This is a genomic window from Rhizobium sp. BK212 (genome assembly GCF_014197475.1).
Classification (GTDB): domain Bacteria; phylum Pseudomonadota; class Alphaproteobacteria; order Rhizobiales; family Rhizobiaceae; genus Rhizobium; species Rhizobium anhuiense.
In genome coordinates, this window is record NZ_JACIFS010000001.1 from 885,161 (window position 1) to 906,822 (window position 21,662).

Consider the following 21,662-nt stretch of genomic DNA (forward strand, 5'->3'; position numbering starts at 1 on the left):
CAGATTCATCAGGTTCCGGAAAGCGTCATCGCGCGGAGATACCGTGGTCGTCGTCGTCCATGAAGGACCATGAGCGTGCCCAACAGAGACATCGTCACCGTCACCGTCACGCAGCCCCGATACGACGGATGGCGACGCTGACGCAGTGGAACCGGCTGTCTCTTGAGGTGTTTCTCCCGATCAACAGGGAGCTTCCAAATGACCTACGTCGCATCGCCAAGCTACGATCGTAACGACGCCAGCCGCGCGTCCAACCTCCGTCAGTGTCTCGAGACTGCCAGACGCCACCTGAATGAGACTTCACACAATTCGGAAACCGAGAAAATCGAGAGGCTCGTGGCTTCGGCCATCGAGGCGGGTTGGGAAGAGGATGAAGTGCGCCAGGCACTGAGCGGCGGCGAGGAGCAAGGAAACAAGACGCCGAAGCAGGAACGACCTGTCCCGACTATGGGCGTGGTTCCATCGTCATCCTTCTAGCGCATCGGCCCGAAAATCCGATTTTCGGAAAGCACGATGCGAGGATTGAAAGTGTTGGAGCGCCGTGCCTCCTTTTGGACGCACGGCGCTCTAACGAGGGGCATCAGCCACAGTTCCAGGCTTGTTCCTGGATTGGGACTGACGCCGTCATCAACAGCAATTGGCTGATGCGGACGTGCTAACCCGGTCCAGGAGGAGGAAGTTCGCAGTGCCTTATGTCTTCCGTCCGCATTCCCTTATTGTTTCGTGGCTGCCTTGAGCACGCCTTGCTGCAAATCCGCCTCGTCGGCAAGAATGGCGGCTGCCTCGTTGAGCAGGACGTCCTTGGCGTTCTTGCGGGCATTCTCGATGGCAATATCGGCGCTCAGGCTGCGCTCGCCTGCCTCCAGGCCATCATCGCCAAGGTCCTCGCCATCCCCTGCTTCGGCTCGATCCTTGAGCCGTTTCTCGCGAGCCGCCGCTTCTTTGCGACGTTCGGCTTCGTTGAGGGAAATGACCCCTTTTTCGCGCTGCGCCTTGAGGTCGGCAATGTCTTTCACCAGGCGCTGGAAGTCCGGATCGGTCTTGACCCGCGCATCATGGCGGCTTTGCAATGCCGGAAGCAATGTCGCGACTGTCTCGGCACGCGGGTATTTCGCGGGCTTGATCTCAGCCCACGGCAGCGCATTGTCATAACTGGTCTCGCCGAAAGCAGTCGGATCGGACAATCCCGGCAGGCTGAGATCAGGCGTCACGCCATGCAACTGCGTCGTGCCACCATTGACCCGGAAGAACTGGGCAATCGTCACTTTCAGCTCGCCGAACTCGGGTTTGCTGTTGTGCACGATCTGGTCGAGATCGACGACCGTCTGAACGGTGCCCTTGCCGAAACTGGGTTCGCCGACGATCACGCCGCGACCATAGTCCTGGATTGCCGCGGCAAAAATCTCCGAAGCCGAGGCCGAGCCGCGATTGATCAGGACACCCATCGGGCCTGTCCAGACAGGCGCTGCAAGATCGGCGCTTTTGACCTCGACCTTGCCGTCGCTGCCGCGTTGCTGAACGACCGGCCCCTTGCCGATGAACAGACCGGTCAAATCGATCGCCTCGTCCAATGAACCGCCGCCATTGTTGCGCAAGTCGATAAGAACGCTGTCGACCTTTTCGTCCTTCAACTCGCCGAGAAGCTTGGCGACATCGCGGCTTGCGCTTTTGTAATCCTTGTCGCCCTTCCGCTTGGCGTCGAAATCCTCATAGAAGACCGGCAGCGTGATAATCCCGATTTTACGCGTGGCGTCGCCCGCCTTGACGGAGAGTACGGTCTTCCTGGCTGCCTGCTTGTCGAGAGTGATTTTATCGCGCACCAGGCTGATGACGCGATGCGTGCCATCGGCTCCGGCATCGGCCGGGAGGATATCCAGCCGCACGACGGAGCCTTTTTTGCCGCGGATCATCTGCACGACTTCATCAAGGCGGGTGCCCACCACTTCCTTGATCGCGCCATCCTTGCCCTGGCCAACGCCGGTAATGCGGTCTCCGACCGCAAGCTTGCCGGAGAGTTGCGCCGGCCCGCCGGGCACGAGTTCACGGATCGTCGTGTAGTCGTCGCGTTCCTGCAGCACGGCGCCGATGCCGAACAGCGAAAGCTTCATCGAGACGTTGAAATCGGCCGAAGCGGCCGCGCCGAAATAATCCGTGTGCGGATCGATCGACGTCGAATAGGCGTCCATGAACGACTGGAACACGTCGTCGCTTTTGAACTTGTAGGCGCGCTCGAGCGTGTTTTCATACCGTTTGTCGAGTGTTTCGCGAATAGCCGCATCGGTTTTGCCGCCGAGCTTCAGCCGCAGCCAATCGCTTTTGACGCGCTTGCGCCAAAGCTCATTGCTCTCGGCATCCGATTGCGGCCACGGCGCTTTATCGCGGAGCACCGAAAAATCTTCCTGCGCACTGAAATCGAAGCCCTGCTTCAGCAGGCCGCGCGCATAGGTCATGCGATCGACGACGCGCTGTTCATAGGCGTTGAAAATCGCAAACGGGATTTTCAGATCCTGCTTTTCTATCGCATCGTCGATCTCGTTGCGATCCGCCATGAACCTGTCGACATCGGCCTGCAGGAACAGCATGCGGTCCGGATCGAGCGACTTGATGAACCCATCCATGACCTTGGCCGACAAAGCATCGTCGAGCGGAACGGGCTTATAGCTATACCGCGAAAGGAATTGCGCGCTCAACTCAGCGGCCTGCGCCTGCCGCTTCAGCGGCTCCAAGACCGGCGGCGACGCGACTTCAGCATAGGCGGCCTGTGCGAGTGCAAGAAATGCACCGAGAAAAACATAGTGTATGCGCATCCAGCGTCGATCCAATTCTTCATGCCTGTGGTCAATGTGTGATCTATGTGAGGCAATCATGGTTTTTTGGCAACCGGGTGGCAAATGGGATGGCTGAAAAGCCGCGGATTGCGGATCGCAGCTCCAATTTTCTCGATCTGATTCAGATGGCGGCGATTGTCGCACGCCGGCGGCCTCCAGAAGCAATTCATGGCTGCCGCGTGATTCACCCATAAGTGCGGCGAGACGGGCCTCTGAAGCTGGAATTTGGGGCCGGTCACTCAAGATGCGTCAGGAGGTCGACGACCATCGGTCGCTGTCCTTTCAACAGTTTAAGCGTTGCGTCGGCTAAGGAAAACCAACCCGCGCGATCAACCTCCGGAAAGCTTCTTACCTGGCCCGACCTTGGCGGCCATTCCATGTGAAATTCGGAACTCCGTATCGCGTTCACATCCAGGACTGGATCAGCTTCGATCGACCACACGACGACAATCTTGCCGCCAGATTGCCGGTATTCGCCAAGCGGTCTGAATATGCCATCGATTGTTACACCAAGCTCTTCGGCAGCTTCCCTTTTCGCAGCCGCGAGTACGTCCTCTCCAGGCTCGACCAATCCTTTAGGGATCGACCAGGCAGCCTCGTCTTTCTTCGCCCAGTAAGGTCCGCCCGGATGGACGAGAAGGACTTCGTAGTTCTCGGAAGCGCGCCGGTATATGAGAAGTCCGGCGCTACGGATTGCCATTGCGTTGTCCTCTCGCGTTGATGGCGCGGCCATTTCGGGTGTAGGGCCGGCTCTCCCATCAATAAAGCGAACGAAGTTCGCCCTTCTATGTCACGAGGGCATTAAACTGCTGCGGCCTGGTCGGCAGCCCGCAATCCGCTTTGCCACGCACCATGGGCTGTCGAGAAGTCGGACTGGTGCGTCGCCTCGCCGGCGAAAAACAGCCGGCCGCCGACGGGACGCGCCAAGACTGCGCGTGCGCCCGCATGGCCGGGCAGCGCATGGCTGTAGGAGCCGCCTATCCAATCGGTATGACACCAGGAAGAGGCTGCCAGGGGCCGCAGGTGGTGACGAATATTGCTCCCGAGCAGCGACGACAGCTGGTCCAGGGCGAAGGCGAATGCTTCCAGTAAACCCGCGCGTTCGATGACGACGGCGCCATTTCCGCCAAAGAAGCCTTCGACGACCGGCCGGCCGAGCGGGCGGATATAATAGCTGCCGGTCTCAGCATTTTGCGGGTCGCCGAGCAGATGGGTTTCCGGCTCCAGACCATGATTGCCATGGAGTTCCAAAAACAGCTTGTCTGCGAGGCCAAGCGGCAGCTGACTTGCGGCGTGGAGGTGATCGTCGGCCTCCGGGTCGAAGATAATGGCTCCGCGGGCTAGAACGTTGGTCGATGACGTGATGATTGCCGCACCGGATGTGACAGGACCGCGGTCGGTCTCCAGTTGGACGCCGTTCGCGGTCAAGGTCACGGCTCGAACAGGCGTCGAAAGGCGCAAGGCCACGTTGGGAACGGCGGCGCTGATCAGACTTCCGTAGCCCTCCAGCACGCGCCAATTGGCATCGGTTGCCGCATTGTCATAGGCAAGAAAGTCAGAGACCGACAGCCGATCGAGTGGTGCGCCGTTCAGATATCCGCTGAGCGACTGGCAGTAGGCGTTCCATTCTCCGCCCGGCTCCAGCGCGTCCGAAGCCCTGTCGCTGGCGGGAGGATTGGCGCGCATCCGCTCCTCAAGCGCGTTCCATGCAGTCGCCGCAGCCGCCCGCTCATCCGGCGTAAAGCCGAGATCGCGCCACTGGCTTTGCCACGCCGTGCGCCCGCGCTCGATAGTGAACCCGGCTGCACGGCCAATGGCGACGAGAGGATTGCGCTCGGCAGAATGCAGCCAGCCGCAACCCATATCCAGCGGCATCCCGGCCAATTCGATTGTCCAGGCGCGTCCACCCACGCGGTTGCTGGCTTCCAGGATGACGACCGAGCGGCCGGCATCGACCAGCCTTTTTGCTGCTGCAATGCCGGCCGCGCCAGCGCCGACAACAGCAACCTCGTAATCCATCATCGCCCTCCGCCGCTGCGTCGCCAGCTTGATACAACACAAGCTTTACATCTAGGCTGCACCCGCTTCAACGGGCCCGAAAGCCTGCTAGTATGCTGACATGACATTCTTCGAAACACTTGTTGCATTGCTGGCGGTTGCCATCCTGCTGCTGCAGGTGACGCGCCGCATGCGGCTGCCCTACCCCGGCATTCTGGCTGCCGCCGGCGTCGCCGTGGCAATGCTGCCTGGCGCGCCGACGATCCCGATTGATCCGCCGACGGCGCTCGCCTTGTTCATCGCCCCCGTCCTTGTCGACTCGGCCTATGACTTCCCGGTGGGTGCGGCGCGGCGCATGCTGCTGCCGCTGTTGTTCTATGCCGTCGTCGCCGTTCTCGTCACGACAGGTGTCGTCGTGTCGATCAGCATGCTGAACGTCGGGCTTCCGATTGCGGTTGCGGTCACGCTGGGCGCAATCGTCGCGCCACCTGATGCGGCAGCCGCCACGGCGGTCCTTTCCAATTTGCCCGTCGCCCGCCGTGTGGATGCCCTGCTCAAGGGAGAAAGCCTGTTCAACGACGCGACCGCGCTGCTGCTTTTCGGGGCCGCGCTCACTGTCCAAGCGCGGGGCGGGCTGGATGCCGGGACGGCGCTTCAGGTGGCTATCGCCGCACCGGGAGGGATCCTATTCGGCATCGCTTTCGGCTTTGTCGTCTCGCGGCTTCGACCGATAACCGAAAACACCGTCGGCGGGACCCTGTTTCAATTCGTCTACGCATTTTCGACCTGGCTGATCGCCGAGCATCTGCACCTGTCGGCCGTCCTTGCCACCGTCGCGAGCGCAATGACCATCGCCACCCTTTCTTCGGTCGAGGATTCGCCACGCATGCGGGTGCATTCCTTCGCGGTCTGGACGACGGTCGTGTTCCTCTTGAACGTGGTGGCTTTCCTGCTGATGGGGCTGCAGGCGCGCCGCATCCTTGAGGCGATGTCGGCTGAAGAGCTTCAGCGGGCGGTGGGATTTGCCGCGATCGTGGTGGTCGGCGTCATCCTGGCGCGCATGGCGATGGCGTTCCTGTTTCACGCCGTCGTCGCGACCCGTCACCGGCGCGGCCGTGAATTGGCGCCTTTCACATCCGGGGAAACCTTGCTGGTGGGTTGGGCCGGTATGCGCGGCCTTGTTACGCTGGCGACGGCATTCGCACTCCCTGCCGACTTTCCCGAGCGAGACCTGGTCGTGCTCACGGCTTTCGCGGTGGTGCTTGCAACCCTGGTCATTCAAGGGGCGACCCTGGCACCGATGATCCATCTCCTGAAACTCGGTCGGCAGGCAGAAGTGCGCGATGAACTCAAGGCGGCCCGCTTGTCGCTCGCCGAGGCCGCCTTTCAGCGGCTTGAGAAGGAAAGCGGTACTGAAGCCGAAGCGATCCGGACGATCTGCAAGGATCATTGGACAGCATCCACCGATGCGGCCAGAACCTCGCCGCTCAATCGGCGCCGTGACCTGACCATCGCAGCCGTTCTCGCCCAGCGCCAGCGCCTCGAGGAATTGCGCGATACAGACCAGATCGGTGCGACGCAATATCTCGAGTTGCAGGAGGACCTTGACTGGAAGCAGCTCTCCATCGGCTCAGATGAGGATCGCCGCATCACAGAAAGCTAGATCTGACCAGGCAGTGGTCGACGCCAGGACAATCAACGGTTCCCTGATAGCGAACGGGGGTCGGATGGTCCCTTGCCGTCCCCTCTATTGGAAAGCGGCGCCATTCTCAAACACAAGCCTCGCAGTCGTTGCTACCGCTGGGCTTCTTGACGGCCTCACCCGGGAGAAGCGCTTGGCTCTTCGTCATCAGCGCCTGCACTGTCAGTTCCTGCAGGCGTCGATGGGGATGGTTCTGCAAAGTTTGAGTTGACCGTTTTCGATCGTGAGGCGACAGTTGCACTTGAGGAAAGCAGGAGGAAAGACGATGGACGAGCCGGATCGCTGGCGCAATATGGCAAACGCTCCGAAAGACGGCAGCCGGATCCTCGTCACGATTCGCTCGTCCGAACAGGGGCCGGCGGAAGTTGACCTTGCCTATTGGACGAATGGCGATCAGTTCGGTGGAGAAGGCTGGCGCGCCTCCGATTCCTCGCCCGGGCACATCATCGAATATGCCGAGCCGGAATTGAAGTGTTGGATGCCGATGCCCTCGGCAAACCTCGCCAGCAGCTCGATGCCCTCACCCTGGGAAGGCGACGATGACCAGGAGCTTTACGGGTCGGGGATCTGAGACATCGCGCCCGATTATATTGGTTCCGGCCGCAGCGAACAGGCCCGGATCGCCGTCCTCCACGGCTGTCGCACACTTCCGGGCGACATGCTTTAGGCTGCGCGCACCCTGTCCCGGCCGCTTAGCTTTGCCGCATAGAGGGCTTGATCGGCGCGTCGATAAAGATCCGACGTGCTATCGGACGGGGCGCAAGCGGCGATACCGGCAGAGCAGGTGTAGCTGAAGTCGGGTGACGCAGGCAGGGGCCGGGAAAACCGGATCACCGTCAGCATGCGCTCGACAATGGCAATGGCGTCTTCCGTCTCGGTTGCCGGCATCACCAGAAGGAATTCTTCTCCGCCGACCCGCCCAAAACAATCGTTGCGGCGAACATTCTGATGAATGCGATGCGCAAAATCACGCAGGACCTCATCCCCGGCGTGGTGGCCAAGGCGATCGTTGATGTATTTGAAATTGTCGATGTCGAATACGGCAAGGCATCCGTTGCTGCCATGCTGGGCGGCCGCCAGCATGTCGTCGACGCGCGCCATCACGAAGCGGCGGTTGGCGACACCCGTGAGTTCGTCGGTGTAAGACGCCTTGATCGCCTGATCGCGATCTTGCCGGACAGTCCTGCCATGCGCGCGCAAACCGGTGATGTCGCTCGCAATGCACAGCATCCAACCGTTCTTCTGCACCGCCTCGGTCATCCAGAACCATCGGCCGTCCCACTGGTCCGTCTCGAAAGCGCGATAGCCGATCTTGCCGCGGCGCGACTGAGTCGAGCGCAGCCACTCTTCGAAATTGCTCGTTCGAATGACCGTGCCCCGCTGCTGTTGGAAATTACGCCGCATGAGATCCGGCCAGAGGGGCGTTTCATCCGGTTCGATGAAATAGGCCGAACGAAAGGCGCTGTTGGCGTATTGCAGCCGGTCATGACCATCATAGACCGCAATCAGCGTTTGCGTGCATGCAGAAAGGTGCAGAAGCTGTTCGAATATCTCGTCCATCCCGAACCCTGTCTGGTTGCCTCGGTATGACATGGCGCAGAGATCCTATGAGAAAAGAGCCTGTCAGCAAGCAAAAGACGCCTCCAGTGATTACGGAAGCGTCAACGAGCTGCCGGTCCCAATCGTGATTGGACATCGGCTGCCACCTGAGCGACGCTATCTTTGGGAGCGGACCATCTATTTTTCCGGAGATAGGAGGCCGAGATGGAACAGTACGCACTCGATCAGTTGAAAACCATTGCCAAGGTCAGCACGACCTGCACGCGCCTTGACATGACGCGGCGCGAACGGCTTGAGCGGTGGGCCGAAAGTCTCGACCGCAGCCCCAGAGCGTTTCTGAACACGCTTCACGAAACAGAATATAAGTCGATGGCAGAACGGCTTGCTCTGCGGGATGACGACACCCCGATCTCCGTTGCATTCGCTGACCCCATTCTGCGGGCGGCAGGAATGGAAAATGACAGCTATGGAGAGGCCAGGCGGTTCTTCGAGCTCAGCGACGAGCAATTGCACGGCCTTGTCTGCTTCTGCCATTTCGGTGAACACGTCAGCGCGGCAGTCATCGCTCGCCGCCTGCGAAAGATGGCGAGTTACAAACCAGGCGGGTTCTTCGCTCAGCTTCGTGCGTTCTTTGCCTGATTGAGGCTGAAGGCCATCTGGCGCTGCAAGGCCGGCAGTCGCCGCGGCGGTGAAAGCGCCGCCACGGCGACCGACAGGCCCCCGTTACTGGCAATCTCCGGTGGCCCGGCGGTGAACGTCGTCGTCGACAAAAACCGGCGCGGTTCTTCGTAACCTGCCTGACGGAATGCCAACGGCTAGGAATAGCGACGCGCGAGCCGTGGCGGCGGGCTTGATTTTGATGTGCCTTCGATCGGGCTGCTGCACGTTCAAGCAAAGGCGATGCAGTGCGGCAGGCCCATCTGGCCATCCCTTGAACGCCAAACGGTCCAATCTCACGCGAAAGGAAAAGATGGCGGGCCCGAAGCGATATGGCCGGGGCACGTGTATGCGTCGCGCTGACAAAAGGGCAGCCCATAATCAAGCCGCAGGCCGCATAACGGATATATTGGCACCGCCGCACGAAAAGCTTGCATGCAAGCTATAAATCGGATGTCCTGAAAAAGGCTTCTGTGGTGTTGGGCGACTCCGAATGAAAACCCTCGACGCGCGAATTCGGTTTACAGGTGAGCGGCGACAGGTCACTGCCCTTTTCTATGACATTGTCGGCTCCACGGAGCTCTTATTGCGGAGCGAGCCGGAGAAATTCTTTCGCTCCGTCTCGGCATTACATCAGAATGCCGAGACGATCATAAAAAAGCATGGAGGTTTTCTTCATCAACGGCTCGGTGATGGGGGATGCTGTTTCTTCGGATATCCCGACCAATCCGAAGATGCGGCTGAAAGTGCGGTGCAGGCTTCTTTGGAATTGTTAGGCATTGCAGCGAGCACCAAGGGCAAGGCGCGCACAGCTTTCAGGCTGCGGATCGGGGTTGCCACCGGTCTTGTCGTCTTCTCCGCGCAAGGAGACGAGATTGTTGGCACAGCACCGGTGCTGGCGGCTCGCTTGCAGGCAGAGGCCGAACCGAATTCCGTTCTGGTCGCAGATTCGACCGTTCAGCTCACCCGACACAATTTCGACTATAGCCTGGTGCGGAAGGCCAAACTCAAAGGCTTCGAAGAGCCGATTGCGCTCTGGCGTCCGCAGGAACGTGATCGCTCAACGTCTGCGCTGTCGCCATTCAGCGAATGGGATCGGCCGATAAGAGGCAGGGAAAGAGAACTTGCCGCTCTTTCGAGCGCCTGGAATTCAGCTCTCGACGGCAAGGGCAGTTCAATCACCGTGGTCGGAGAGGCGGGCATCGGCAAATCCAGACTGATCGGCGAATTCGCCCGCAGCCTGTCCCATACTTCGCACGAGACCCTGATCTTTCAGTGCGGCAGGCGCTTGGAGAGCCAGCCGCTGCACCCCTTTATGTCGTTTCTCGAGAGGCTTGTGGCCGAACCCTCTGTTCTGAAGAATGGCGACAGCGGGGCTTTCATGCAGGCCCTTCAAACATCCGGCCGAGCCTTAGGGGCAGACATCGTCGACACCATTCTCTCATTTACATCAGACCGATCGCCGGCGACCTCGCGCAATCTTCGCGTGTCGGATCTGTCGGGGCGGGCATTCAGGCGAAAGGTCATCGAAGCCGCTGCCGACATCCTGACCTGCAAGGCGACTGGCGTTCCGACGCTCCTCGTCTTCGAGGATGTCCACTGGGCTGACGGCATGACGTTGGAGCTGATCGATCGGCTTGAATCACTCGCAGGCACGTTGCCGATCCTCGTGGTTCAGACATCGAGGATCAGACGATCCCTGGCACTGGCGACCGAGATAGAATTATCCGGATTAGCCTCTGCGGCGGTTCGCGATCTCGTCGCCTCGGTCTGGCGTGAGCGCCCCCCGCCGGGCCTGTCCGATTTCATTCTGGATCAATGCGATGGCATGCCGCTCTACGCCGAAGAACTGGCCAACTTCTTCCTGGAAAGGCAACCCTTGGGCAAGGCCTTATCCGAATGGAAAGGGCTGCTTCTGGAAGGTGGCGTCAGCTCGCTGAATGATCTGCTTTCCGCCAGACTCGCGGCGACCGGTTCCGCACGACGGGCGGCGCAATTTGCGAGCGTCATCGGCCGCGAATTCAACATCTTACTGCTCGCCTATCTTCTTGAAGGGGTCAGCCGGCAGACGGTGGAGATCGCGGTCGAGCGGCTTGTTTCCCAAGGCATCATCGAGCCTTCTGCCGACACGCCCGGCTCCTTTCAGTTCCGGCACGTACTCACCCAGGAAGCCGCCTATAGCAGCCTTCTCAAAAGCGACAGACGACGCATACACAAGCGGATCGCCGAACTCCTGATCGGAGAAGCAAAGCCCAGTCTGCCGGCTGCCATCGCTGCCTGGCAGTGCGCCGAAGCAGGCTTGCACGACGCCGCGGCCAGGTTTGGCCTGGCGGCGGCGGAGGCGAGCGTTCTGCGCTCCGCCATGCACGAGGCGAACGTATCGCTCGAACTCTGCGCGCAGGAGGTCGACAGGCTTTCCCGGCGCCATCCCGATCGCACCGAACTGGCACTGGGCCTGCTCGAACTTCAGGGGGTCGTTGCGACCGCGCTCGAGGGAGAGGGCTCGGAAAGCGCGCGCCGGGTCTATTCCCGCGCAATGCAGCTTCTGAGGAAACAGGCCTCGGCTGTCCGGTCGAAACATTTCCCGGTCTATTGGGGATGGTGGTTCACGGCACCCAACATTCTGACGCAGCAGTCTCGCGCGCGCATCCTCGTCGGCGACATGCAAACCGTCGAAGATCAGGAGACGCGGCTTCAATCCTATCACTGCGGATGGGCGACGAGCTTTCACGCCGGCGAGCACGAATTCTGCCTCGATTGCGTCGCCAGAGGCCTTGATCTTTACGATCTGGAAAGAGCGGTCAGAAATCGCGCCTTTTTCGGCGGACATGACGCCAAGGTCTGTGGCTTGGGCGAGAGCGCCCTGTCCTACCTGCTTCTCGACAATGCCGATGCCAGTGAACATGCGATCGGACAGTGCCTGGACTGGGCGGCCTCGACCGATCATGCCGGGAGCATGGTTCACGCGCTTTATTACGCCGTCGTCCTGCGCCGCTGCCAAAGCCGATATGACGATGTCCATGACCTCGGCGAACAAATGCTGGCGCTTGCCGAGCGACACGGCCTCGCCGCCAGCCAGGCGCGCGCCAACATGTATTGCGGCTGGGCGGAGCTGATGACGTCGTTTGCCGAACGCGGCGAAGAGCGATTCCAACACGGTCTGCTGCTCCAGCAGCAATTGGGCACCGACGATAATTTTTCCATGCACAGCGACATGCATGCGCAGGTGTTGCAGCGGCTCGGCAAGCCTGCTGAGGCCCTGGCGACCATTCACAATGCGATCAACGTTGGCCGCAACAGCGGTCAACGGTTCTGGCTGGCCGAACTCTACCGCCTCAGCGCAAGACTGAGACGAGATCTAAACGACCCTCCATCCTTGATAAGAAGAGACCTGACGAGGGCGGTGCAGATTGCCGAGGGACAAAAGGCTGCCTGGCTGGCCGAAAGAGCAAAGCGCGCCTTGGACGGACTGCCAAGGTCGTAGGGCCAGGAGGAGGCGATGGAGAACGGGGGGCTCGACAACATCTTTGATGCCCCTACCCTCTCGCCCCCTGATCCCTGGCAGACGGTGCAGCGCATCCTGGCGCGCAAGCACGAATACGGGATCACCAGGCTGGGCTCGGTCACGGAACTCGACCGGATCGGGATCCCCGTCGTCCAGGTTGTCAGGCCGCGCTCCCTTTCCGTCGCCGTCAGCCAAGGCAAGGGCCTGACCTTGCCGCTTGCGGCGATATCGGGCCTGATGGAATCCCTGGAGGGATGGGCCTCGGAGCGGATTTCCCCGGAGCGCGTCTTCGGAGCGGCTTTCCGCGGGATGAACGAGCAGAAATTCTGGTCGCACCTCGGCGTCGGACGAGAGGCGGAGAGGCTTTCCTGGATCGACGGGCTGGATCTCTTTTCAGGCCGGAGAACCCCTGTCCCGCTTGCCCTTGTCGACTCCGCCTACACCCTCCCCTCGCCTCATCCGCATTGGCTGCCCAGAGACACAACGGGTCTGGCAGCCGGCACCAGCCTGCAAAGCGCAACCTTGCATGCCTGCCTGGAGATTCTGGAGCGGCAGGCGCGATGCACGGCGATGAAGACGCCGCATTTCTTCGACCGCTTCCAGATCGACTCCAGGTCGGTCCGCTCAGGCAGCGCCGGGGAGATCATGCAACGGCTGGCCAAGGCGGGGTTTATCGTCGGCATCTGGAAAATCCCGGCGCCGCATGCGCTGCCGATCTACTGGTGCCACGTGATGGAAGATGCCGGCCGCGCGCCCTTTGCGCCCTTGCCGGCCGAAGGCTTCGGCTGCGACTTCAGCCACGATCGGGCGCTGACGAGCGCATTGCTCGAAGCGTGTCAATCGCGGCTGGGAGTGATTTCGGCTGCGCGCGACGATATCAGCAGCGAAGTCTACGCATATGCCGACGCTTCGGAGCTCGCCGCATGGCGCGCGCAACTCGTAAAGGGCGGCAGCTCCTACCGCCCCGATGAAGGTCCTGTCGCCAGCGGCCACTCCATCCTGGCGGTCGTCGAGGCGCTGAGGCTGGCCGGCGCGAAGGCGGCGATCCTTGTGGTTCTTCATTCCGACGATCGCGTCCCTCTTCACGTCGTCCGGGTGGTTGCTCCTCCGCTGGAAACAAATCCGGAGGCGGATCTTGCGTGACGATATCGTGGTCTTTCTCGGCCCCACCCTCTCCGCGACGGCGGCGCGGAAATATTTGGAGGCGATCTATCTGCCCCCCGTCGGCTGCGGCGATGTCGTGCGCGCCGTGGCGGACTACGCGCCATCGGCGGTCGTGCTGATCGACGGCGTCTTCGCGCAGCGTCCCGCCGTTCGCCACCAGGAAATTCTCTGGGCGATGGCCCGAGGGCTCCGCCTCTACGGTGCGGCCAGCATAGGCGCGCTCAGAGCAGCGGAGCTCGCTCCCCAGGGAATGCTCGGGCATGGACTGATCTACCGGTGGTACCGACGGCACTCGCTCGCCGACGATGCCGACGTCACGGTGCCGATGGCTCCCGTCGAACTGGGCTCGCGCGCATTGAGTGATGCTCTCATGAACATCAGGCTCAGCCTGAAAAAAGCGGAACGCGCCGGGGTCATCGAAAGACGACTGAGACATCAGCTTGAGTCACTGGCACGCTCGCTCCACTTCAGCGAAAGGTCGTACGCCAGGCTTTTCGCGGCCGCAGAAAACAATCTCAGCGCTGCGGACCAGATCGCAGTTCTAAAGGCGTGGTTGAAAGCCGGAACCATGAACCAGAAGCGAACCGACGCTGTAAATCTCCTGAGATATCTGGCCGATCACAAGATCAATAGTCTGAACAAGCCTCCTTCGTTCGAATTTGAACTTACGGAATCATTCGCCAATGACATGGAGTATTGTGGAATTCTCGACACGCTATTGTCGAAATGCCCTTAGTACTGGTATAGTCGAAGATCGCTCGGCGTTGGGCAACGAGCGGTGGGGGCAGCTTTGGATGCCATCACACATTCGCGGGGAGCAGGCGACGGGTCGGCTTTGGAGCGGCCGCTCGGAACGCGTTTCCTTGTCTTTCCGCAGCCATCCTTCATTCCCGGCTATGAAAAGCCGGAAGTGGTGTGGATCGGGCCGTCTGCAGGCCCGATTCTCGCAGGGCCGTCGGACAGCCGGATGTACGTCGCAAATCCGATTGAGCCGAAAATCCCTTACGCATCGACGAATCTGCCCCCATATCGGGGTTTTTTGAGGCCGCCAGCAGAACCCGGCCCCGACGGCCATTTTGACCACATCGGTCCCGACTCACCTGCTTTCCTTTCGACACACAGCTTTGCCTGTGCACGTCGCGTTCTCGACATTTGTGAGAGCTACGTTGGGCGCCCGATCAGCTGGTTCTTCGAACCGACGCTGGAACGGCTGGAAATCGTTCCCCGCATTCCCCATTGGCAGAACGCGCAATCCGGCTTCGGCTTTCTGGAGCTCGGCGAAAGCGAACCGGAAGGCCCGACATCCTGTTTCGCGCTGAATTTCGACGCGGTTGCCCATGAAATGGGACATCTCGTTTTGCTGAGCGAACTTGGGATTCTCGAAGGCGACGGATCCGGCAGCGACTTCTTTTCCTACCACGAAGCGATCGCCGATTTCATATCGCTCCTGGGATTGCTGCAATTCGATACCGCGCTGGACCGGCTGCTTCGCCGCACAAGAGGCAACCTGCTCCTGCACAACGAACTCGACAAATTTGCCGAGCTCAGCGACGAAAAGCAGCTCAGATCGCTCAACAACTCGCTTCGTGTCAGTGATGTCAGCCAGGAAGTGCACGACCAATCGAAGCCCTTTGCGGCGGGCCTCTTCGACTGCCTGATCGAGGTCTACCAATCACTGCTGTTCGAGCGCGGACTGTCGAAGATCAATCCCAGGAAGTTCAGTGACCTTCGCCAGCAGATGGCGCCGGCGCTGATAGAAGAAGGATTTCGGGCATCGGCGACATCCTATGAGCTGACGCATTTCGCCGCGAAAGCCGCCCTGCAGGAGGCGCGCGACGTGATCGGCGAGGCGGTGACGCGCTCCTGGACATATCTCGACCCGGATAGCCTGACCTTCGAGGCTGCGGCTTCGGCCTTTCTCGAGGCCGCCTGGCGGGGGCGCGGGCGCGCTTATATCGACCAGCTCGAAGATTGCATGAGGTGGCGCGGCATCCTTTAACCAAAGACGGGAGGCATCGATGACAGACGACAGCGTTCCAGCACCTTCACTTCCTGGACTCCCCTATGTGGCGGGCCAGATCATACTCTACGGCATAGACTTGAACGACACCAATCGCATTACCCACCTGGATGTCGGGATGGCGGGAAAGGCGGAACTGCAGATAAAACTCGCAAGCGGAGTCGGCATAACGGGATCGACGGTCCTCGCTTACGGCTACGCATTCGAGGGTCACTGCTACAGGCTGGATTGCAACCGCATTTTCGTTGTCACAGGTCCGCATGCCGAGCCTGCAGCCGGCTGCGGCTTTGACCCCGCGTTGGGGTACAAAATGTGGCGGCTGACGGCATCCACACAAATCCTGGAGATCTCGACGGCTTTCGGCGACGCCAGGACGCTTATTCTGGATGCCCAGTTGCCCGGCAAGAGGTCCCCGAGTTCCTACGCTATCACACTCAGAATGGCCCATCGCAATGGTCGCCTCAGCAACGATTAAACTTCCAACGGGGGAGAACAATCATGCCATGTGACGTGACAATAGATGTGACGGAAGCCTTCACCGCTTTAACAGTGGACGATGGGCTTAGTCCCTACGTGGACAAAAACAATCAAAAGCTTGAGAACTTAGCTGTGGGGCCTGCAACCTTCGACATATCGGTTGCGCTCGATAGCAAGAATGAAGCTATGGTCTTCGTCCGGGCGACGGATGCCAAATCCACAAAGTGGATCTTCAAATACAGCATTCCCGATGAACTCGATGGCGGGGGTAGGATCTATGTTCCCAAGAGAGTGCCGACATCGCAAGCCGCATCGCAGGCGGACCTCGATAAGCTTGCGCAAGAGGTCGAGAGCTTGAAGGAGAGTATTGCAGGCGGTCCAAGGTAGCGAGTTACACATCCCGGCCGTCCCGCCAATTATACGCAAAAACCCCGCGGTGTGTTGCCACCGCGGGGCTCTTTGACGCCCGACCCGGGAGAGAGGGTCAGGCAGCCTGAACCTTGCGGCTGGTGCGCGCCCATTCGGGCAGCCAGTCGCCGTGGGTGGCGAGCAGATCGTCGACCAGCGACCAGATCTGGTCGAGGTCGAGTTCGGCTGCCGTATGCGGGTCCATCATCGCGGCGTGGTAGATGTGCTCGCGATTTTCCGTCATCAGCGCCTGCACCGTCAGTTCCTGCACGTTGATATTGGTGCGGATCAGCGCGGTCAGCTGCGGCGGCAGGTCGCCGATGAAGGTCGGCTGGATGCCGGAGGCATCGACGAGGCAAGGCACTTCGGCGGCGCAATTGGTCGGCAGCGAGGTGATGCAGCCATTGTTGCGGACATTGCCGTAGATCACCGAGGGTTCGCCGGTCCAGACCGAGTTGATGATCGAGGAGGCATATTCCTTCGACGGCTGAACCTCGATCTTGTCGGCCGAACGATAGGCCTCCGCCTGCCCCTTCCAGCGCTCGATCTGCTCGATGCAGCGTTTGGGATATTCATCGAGCGGGATGCCGAATTTCTCGATCAGGTCCTCGCGGCCCTCCTTGATGAAATAGGGCGTGTATTCGGCGAAATGCTCCGAGCTTTCGGTGACGAAATAGCCGAGCCGGGTCAGCATCTCATAGCGCACCTTGTTCGGGCAGCGCGGGTTCCAGCCGGGCTTCGGCGCCCTGCCCTCGCGATAGCCGCGCAGGAGATCGGGATAGAGGTTGCGATAGGACCCGTCCGGCTGGCGATGCTCGAATTTGAGATAGAAGGCCATGTGGTTGATGCCAGCCGCGCGGTAGCGGATCTCCTCGTAGGGAATGTCGAGGTCGTGGGCCAGCTCCATCGCCGTGCCCTGCACCGAATGGCAGAGACCGACCTGGCGAATGGTCGGGTATTTCTCCGATATCGCCCAGGTGTTGATCGCCATCGGGTTGACATATTGCAGCATGATCGCCTCGGGGCAGACGGCGAGCATGTCCTCGCAGACCTTCCAGAGATGCGGCACGGTGCGAAGCCCGCGCATGATGCCGCCGACGCCGAGCGTATCGGCGATCGTCTGGCGCAGGCCGTATTTCTTCGGCACCTCGAAATCGGTGACCGTGCAGGGCTCATAGCCGCCGATCTGGAAGGCGACGACGACGAAATCGGCGCCGGCAAGCGCCTTGCGCTGGTCGGAATAGGTCTCGGCCTTCGCCTTCACGCCGAGCGTCGAGATCAGCTTGTTGACGACGATGGCGCTTTCTTCCAGCCGCTGCGGGTTGAGATCCATCAAGGCGATCGTCGCGCCCGACAGGGCCGGACGCTGAAGCACGTCGCCGACGATGTTCTTCATGAAGACGGTGGAGCCAGCTCCGATGAACGTGATTTTGGGATTTGCTGCCATTATAACCTCCGGCATTCGGCAATCATGCTACCTCGAAAGCGGCCTTGACGAGCCGTTCGGTGTAGGCGGTCTTGGGATGGGATAGAACTTCGTTGACGGGGCCCTCTTCGACGATCTTGCCATGCTGCATGACGATGACGCGATGGCAAAGAGCCCTGACGACCTTGAGATCGTGGGAAATGAACAGGTAGCTCAGGCCCCGCTCGTCCTGCAGCTTCCGCAGGAGTTCGATGATCTGCGCCTGGACGGAAAGGTCGAGCGCCGATGTCGGCTCGTCGAGCAGAATGAATTCCGGCTCGAGCGCGATGGCGCGGGCAATGGCGATGCGCTGGCGCTGGCCGCCGGAAAATTCGTGCGGGAAGCGCGACAGGATATTGCCGGGCATGCCGGCGGCAATCAGCGCCTCACGCACCCGGTCCTGCCGTTCGGCCTTGGTCGCCCCCAGCTTGTTGACGACAAGCCCTTCCTCGATGATCTGGCCGATCGTCATGCGCGGGTTGAGCGATGAGAACGGATCCTGGAACACCACCTGCATGCGGGCGCGCAACGGCCGCATCTCGGCTCTGGAAAGGCCGTGGATCGGCTGATGGTCGAAATGGATCTCGCCGCTCTCGGGCGTGTTCAACCGCAGGATCGCCTGGCCGAAGGTCGTCTTGCCGGAGCCGGATTCGCCGACGAGGCCGAGCGTCTCGTGACGGCGCAGGGTCAGGTCGAGGCTGTCGACGGCGACAAGCTCGCGCATCGCCGGCTTGAGAAAGGTACCGTGACGCATCATGAAGGAGACGCGCACGCCCTTGGCATCGAGGATGACATCCGATCCCTCCGGCAGCGGATTGGCCTGGCCGCGTGGCTCGGAGGCAAGCAAATGCTTGGTATAGGCGTCCTGCGGATTGGCAAACAGAGCTTCGGTGGTGTTGTGCTCGCGCACTTCGCCAAGCTGCATCACATAGACGTAATCGGAGAACTGCCGCACCACGGTCAGATCGTGGGTGATGAGGATGACGGCCATCCCCAACTCCTTCTGAAGGTTGCGGATCAGGTTCAGGATCTGCGCCTGCACGGTGACGTCGAGCGCCGTCGTCGGCTCGTCGGCAATCAGCACGTCCGGATCATTGGCAAGCGCCATGGCGATCATCACGCGCTGGCGCTGGCCGCCGGAGAGCTGATGCGGATATTGCATGAGCCGCGCGGCAGGATCGGGGATCTGCACATGTTCGAGCAGTTCGAGCGCACGCTTTTGCGCATCCCTTTTGCTGATCCGGCGATGCACACGGATCGCTTCGACGATCTGGCTGCCGATCGTATAGATTGGGTTCAGCGAACTCATCGGTTCCTGGAAGATCATCGAGATGCGATCGCCGCGCAGCTTGCGGCGCGCCCGCTCGGAGAACTTCAGGATATTGCTGCCGTCATAGGCGACCGTCGATGCCTCGGAGACGACGGCGCGCTTCGACAAGAGCCCCATCACCGTTCGCGCCGTCACCGATTTGCCCGAACCGGATTCGCCGACGATCGCGATCGTCTCGCCGCGATAGAGCTGGAAGGAGACGTCCTTGACGGCTTCGACCATGCCGTCTTCGACCTTGAAATTCACCGCCACATTGCGGGCGTCGATGATGGGCGTGTCCGAACGGCCATCATGGTCGTGGCGGACGGGCGGGGCGAAGGAATTGACCAGTGCAAGAGCCATATCAATCACCTCAATAAGGATCGACCGCGTCGCGCAGTCCGTCGCCAAGCGCATTGAATGCGAAGACGGTGACGAGCACGAAGCCGACGGGGGAGAGAATCCAGGGATAGGAGCCGATCACCGAATAGGTCGCCGTATCCTGCAGCATCAGCCCCCAGGAAATCAGTGGCGGCTTGACCGCGAAGCCGAGGAAACCCAGGAAGGATTCCAAGAGCACGACGCTCGGTATGGCGAGTGTCACCGCGACGATGACGTGGCTCATCACGTTCGGGAAGATGTGCTGCATGATGATGCGCATGTCGGTGGCGCCGACGGCCATTGCCGCCCGGACATAATCGATACGGGCGAGCGCCAGCGTCTTGCCGCGCACCTCGCGCGACATCTGCGCCCAGCCGAGCGCCGACATGACGGCGATGACGAAGGCAAGGAAGACGTTGGTCGGCGCCGTCACCGGGATGAGCGAGGTCAGCGCCAGATAGAGCGGCAGTTGCGGGAAGGCGAGCACCAGTTCGACGAAACGCTGCAACCAGATATCGAATGTGCCGCCGAAATAGCCGGACACCATTCCGACGGTCGTGCCGATGATGGTGACGATGAAGACCACCGTCAGGGCGATCGTCAGCGAAATGCGCGAGCCGATGATGGCGCGCGACAGCACGTCGCGGCCGAACTTGTCGGTGCCAAGAAAATGCACCGGCTGGCCGTCAGTCGAGCCGAAGAAATGCCGGTTGGCCGGGATCAGGCCGAAAAGCCGGTATTCGGCGCCCTTGACGAAGAAGCCGAGCAGCCGCGGGTTGTCGTAATCCACGCCAACGATCGGCTGGAAGGTGACCGGGTCGAGCTCCTCGGAATCCGACAGCGCATAAACGCGCGGCTGGAAGACGAAACCTCCGTCCTTGTCGTGGAAGCTGATCATCTGCGGCGGCGCGAAGCCGACATCGGTTGCCTTCGGGTCCATCGGCGCAAAGAAATCGGCAAAGATCGCCATGACGATCAGGAGCACGACGAGCACCAGCCCTGCCATGCCGGTCCAGGAGCGTCTCAGCCGGCGCCAGACAAGTGCGATGTAGCTTTCATGCCCACGCGATGGCTTGTTGATGGAAAGTTCTGTCGTCGGCGGAGGCGGCGCGGAGTCGAAAGCCAGCATCTCAGGCTCCTCCATACTGGCGGACACGGGGATCGAGCAAAGCAAGCAGCATGTCGGCGATGATGTTGCCGACGATCAGCGTCGCCGACAGCACCATCATGAAGGTGGCGGTGACATAGACGTCGCCGACCGCCATCGAGCCGACGATCGCCGGGCCGACGGTCGGCAATGCGAAAATGATCGCGGTTTCGATCTCGCCGGTCAGCATGTAGGGCAGCACGACACCCTGATACATCACCAGCGGGTGCAGCGCGTTCGGCACCGCATGGCGCATCACCACGGCGGCGCCGGAAAGGCCCTTGGCCTTGGCCGTCTCGACATATTGGGCATTCAGCGTATCGAGCAGATTGCCGCGCATGACGCGCATATTGTAGGCGAGCCCGCCGAAGGTGGCGATCGCCACGACCGGCCAGACATGGCGAACCAGATCAGCGAATTTCGCCCAGGACCAGGGCGCCCCGCCATATTGCGGCGAGAAGAAGCTGCCGATTTCGGAGACGTTAAGCTGGAAGACCAGCAGATAGACGATGATCAGCGCCATCAGGAAGCGCGGCACCGTCATGCCGAGGAAGGAAATCGCCGAAAGCGTGCTGTCGATCCAGCTATACTGTCGCGTCGCCGCCCAGATGCCGAAGCCGATGCCGAGCACCGAGGCAAAGAGATGGCAGACGAGCGCCAGAAGCAATGTCCGCGGCAGGCGTTCACCGACGACATCGGCGACCGGCTTGTTGTAAAACATGCTGTAGCCGAAATCACCACGGGTCACTATACCGCCGATCCAGTTGACGTATTGGATGACCAGCGGCTTATCGAGTCCGTGCTCGACCCTGTAGAGCTGCGCCTGCGCTTCGGCCTGGGCATAAGATGCGCCGCCCTGGTTGATCAACTGGGATCTTATATAATCGGCGTAATCGCCGGGCGGTGCCTGGATGATCGCGAAAGTCACCACGCTCAGGATGAAGAGAATGGGGATCGCCGAGGCTATGCGCACGAGCAGGAATCGTAACATCGAACGGTTCGCTTCTCCTTGCCGCCAGTCGCTGCTTGTCAGCGCGACCG

Annotated in this window: 18 protein-coding genes; 10 read left to right on the top strand and 8 right to left on the bottom strand. The window is 60.8% G+C overall.

The window, feature by feature from the left end; translation table 11 throughout:
* Positions 1-198 precede the first annotated feature (198 nt).
* The gene (locus tag FHT79_RS04225; protein ID WP_047612826.1) at positions 199-477 is read left to right on the top strand and encodes a hypothetical protein; all 279 of its coding nucleotides are present in this window, start codon (positions 199-201) and stop codon (positions 475-477) included.
* 236 nt (positions 478-713) lie between these two features.
* Here the strand turns inward: FHT79_RS04225 and FHT79_RS04230 are convergent, their stop codons facing one another.
* From FHT79_RS04230 to FHT79_RS04240, 3 genes are all read right to left on the bottom strand, one after another.
* Positions 714-2,807 (bottom strand): carboxy terminal-processing peptidase, encoded by a 2,094-nt coding sequence (locus FHT79_RS04230; RefSeq protein ID WP_097543485.1) that lies wholly within the window; start codon positions 2,805-2,807, stop codon positions 714-716.
* A gap of 256 nt (positions 2,808-3,063) precedes the next feature.
* On the bottom strand, positions 3,064-3,528 hold the full coding sequence (locus tag FHT79_RS04235) for an NUDIX domain-containing protein (protein WP_097543546.1): 465 nt from the start codon (positions 3,526-3,528) through the stop codon (positions 3,064-3,066).
* Between the two features lie 101 nt (positions 3,529-3,629).
* Positions 3,630-4,847: an NAD(P)/FAD-dependent oxidoreductase gene (locus tag FHT79_RS04240; protein ID WP_097595680.1), complete on the bottom strand. Its 1,218-nt coding sequence runs from the start codon at positions 4,845-4,847 to the stop codon at positions 3,630-3,632.
* Positions 4,848-4,947: 100 nt separating this feature from the next.
* Here FHT79_RS04240 and FHT79_RS04245 point away from each other — a divergent pair, with 100 nt between their 5' ends.
* Positions 4,948-6,489 (top strand): cation:proton antiporter, encoded by a 1,542-nt coding sequence (locus FHT79_RS04245; protein WP_097543486.1) that lies wholly within the window; start codon positions 4,948-4,950, stop codon positions 6,487-6,489.
* Between the two features lie 304 nt (positions 6,490-6,793).
* Positions 6,794-7,099, top strand: a complete 306-nt coding sequence (locus FHT79_RS04250; protein WP_047612813.1) for a hypothetical protein — start codon at positions 6,794-6,796, stop codon at positions 7,097-7,099.
* A 92-nt stretch (positions 7,100-7,191) separates the two neighbouring features.
* Here the strand turns inward: FHT79_RS04250 and FHT79_RS04255 are convergent, their stop codons facing one another.
* Positions 7,192-8,088: a GGDEF domain-containing protein gene (locus FHT79_RS04255; protein ID WP_047612810.1), complete on the bottom strand. Its 897-nt coding sequence runs from the start codon at positions 8,086-8,088 to the stop codon at positions 7,192-7,194.
* A gap of 204 nt (positions 8,089-8,292) precedes the next feature.
* Between FHT79_RS04255 and FHT79_RS04260 the strand changes: the two genes are divergently transcribed.
* The 7 genes from FHT79_RS04260 (at position 8,293) to FHT79_RS04290 (ending at position 16,298) form a co-directional block, all read left to right on the top strand.
* A complete protein-coding gene (locus FHT79_RS04260) occupies positions 8,293-8,727 on the top strand; it encodes a hypothetical protein (RefSeq protein WP_097543488.1) in 435 nt (144 codons plus the stop codon).
* A gap of 511 nt (positions 8,728-9,238) precedes the next feature.
* Positions 9,239-12,229, top strand: coding sequence for an adenylate/guanylate cyclase domain-containing protein (locus FHT79_RS04265; RefSeq protein WP_097543489.1), 2,991 nt, complete (start codon positions 9,239-9,241; stop codon positions 12,227-12,229).
* A 15-nt stretch (positions 12,230-12,244) separates the two neighbouring features.
* Positions 12,245-13,393: a YcaO-like family protein gene (locus FHT79_RS04270; protein ID WP_097543490.1), complete on the top strand. Its 1,149-nt coding sequence runs from the start codon at positions 12,245-12,247 to the stop codon at positions 13,391-13,393.
* Positions 13,386-14,150, top strand: a complete 765-nt coding sequence (locus FHT79_RS04275) for a TfuA-like protein (RefSeq protein ID WP_097595654.1) — start codon at positions 13,386-13,388, stop codon at positions 14,148-14,150. Before FHT79_RS04270 ends, FHT79_RS04275 begins: the two co-directional genes overlap by 8 nt.
* Positions 14,151-14,192: 42 nt before the next feature.
* Entirely contained in the window at positions 14,193-15,413 is a 1,221-nt protein-coding gene (locus tag FHT79_RS04280; protein WP_183902987.1) for a hypothetical protein, read from the top strand.
* Positions 15,414-15,432: 19 nt separating this feature from the next.
* Entirely contained in the window at positions 15,433-15,909 is a 477-nt protein-coding gene (locus tag FHT79_RS04285; protein WP_047614865.1) for a hypothetical protein, read from the top strand.
* Positions 15,910-15,932: 23 nt separating this feature from the next.
* Positions 15,933-16,298 carry a hypothetical protein gene (locus FHT79_RS04290; protein WP_097543493.1) on the top strand — a complete coding sequence of 122 codons (366 nt, stop codon included), beginning with the start codon at positions 15,933-15,935 and terminating at the stop codon, positions 16,296-16,298.
* A 97-nt stretch (positions 16,299-16,395) separates the two neighbouring features.
* On the opposite strand, the gene FHT79_RS04295 is transcribed toward FHT79_RS04290, so the two are convergent.
* From FHT79_RS04295 to FHT79_RS04310, 4 genes are read right to left on the bottom strand one after another with little or no spacing between them, the layout of a single operon-like run.
* Positions 16,396-17,766 (bottom strand): alpha-glucosidase/alpha-galactosidase, encoded by a 1,371-nt coding sequence (locus FHT79_RS04295; protein WP_047614861.1) that lies wholly within the window; start codon positions 17,764-17,766, stop codon positions 16,396-16,398.
* 22 nt (positions 17,767-17,788) lie between these two features.
* A complete protein-coding gene (locus FHT79_RS04300) occupies positions 17,789-19,456 on the bottom strand; it encodes an ABC transporter ATP-binding protein (protein ID WP_047614859.1) in 1,668 nt (555 codons plus the stop codon).
* A gap of 10 nt (positions 19,457-19,466) precedes the next feature.
* The gene (locus FHT79_RS04305; protein WP_047613456.1) at positions 19,467-20,603 is read right to left on the bottom strand and encodes an ABC transporter permease; all 1,137 of its coding nucleotides are present in this window, start codon (positions 20,601-20,603) and stop codon (positions 19,467-19,469) included.
* A 1-nt stretch (position 20,604) separates the two neighbouring features.
* Positions 20,605-21,612 carry an ABC transporter permease gene (locus FHT79_RS04310; RefSeq protein ID WP_047613455.1) on the bottom strand — a complete coding sequence of 336 codons (1,008 nt, stop codon included), beginning with the start codon at positions 21,610-21,612 and terminating at the stop codon, positions 20,605-20,607.
* Between the last annotated feature and the right edge of the window lie 50 nt (positions 21,613-21,662).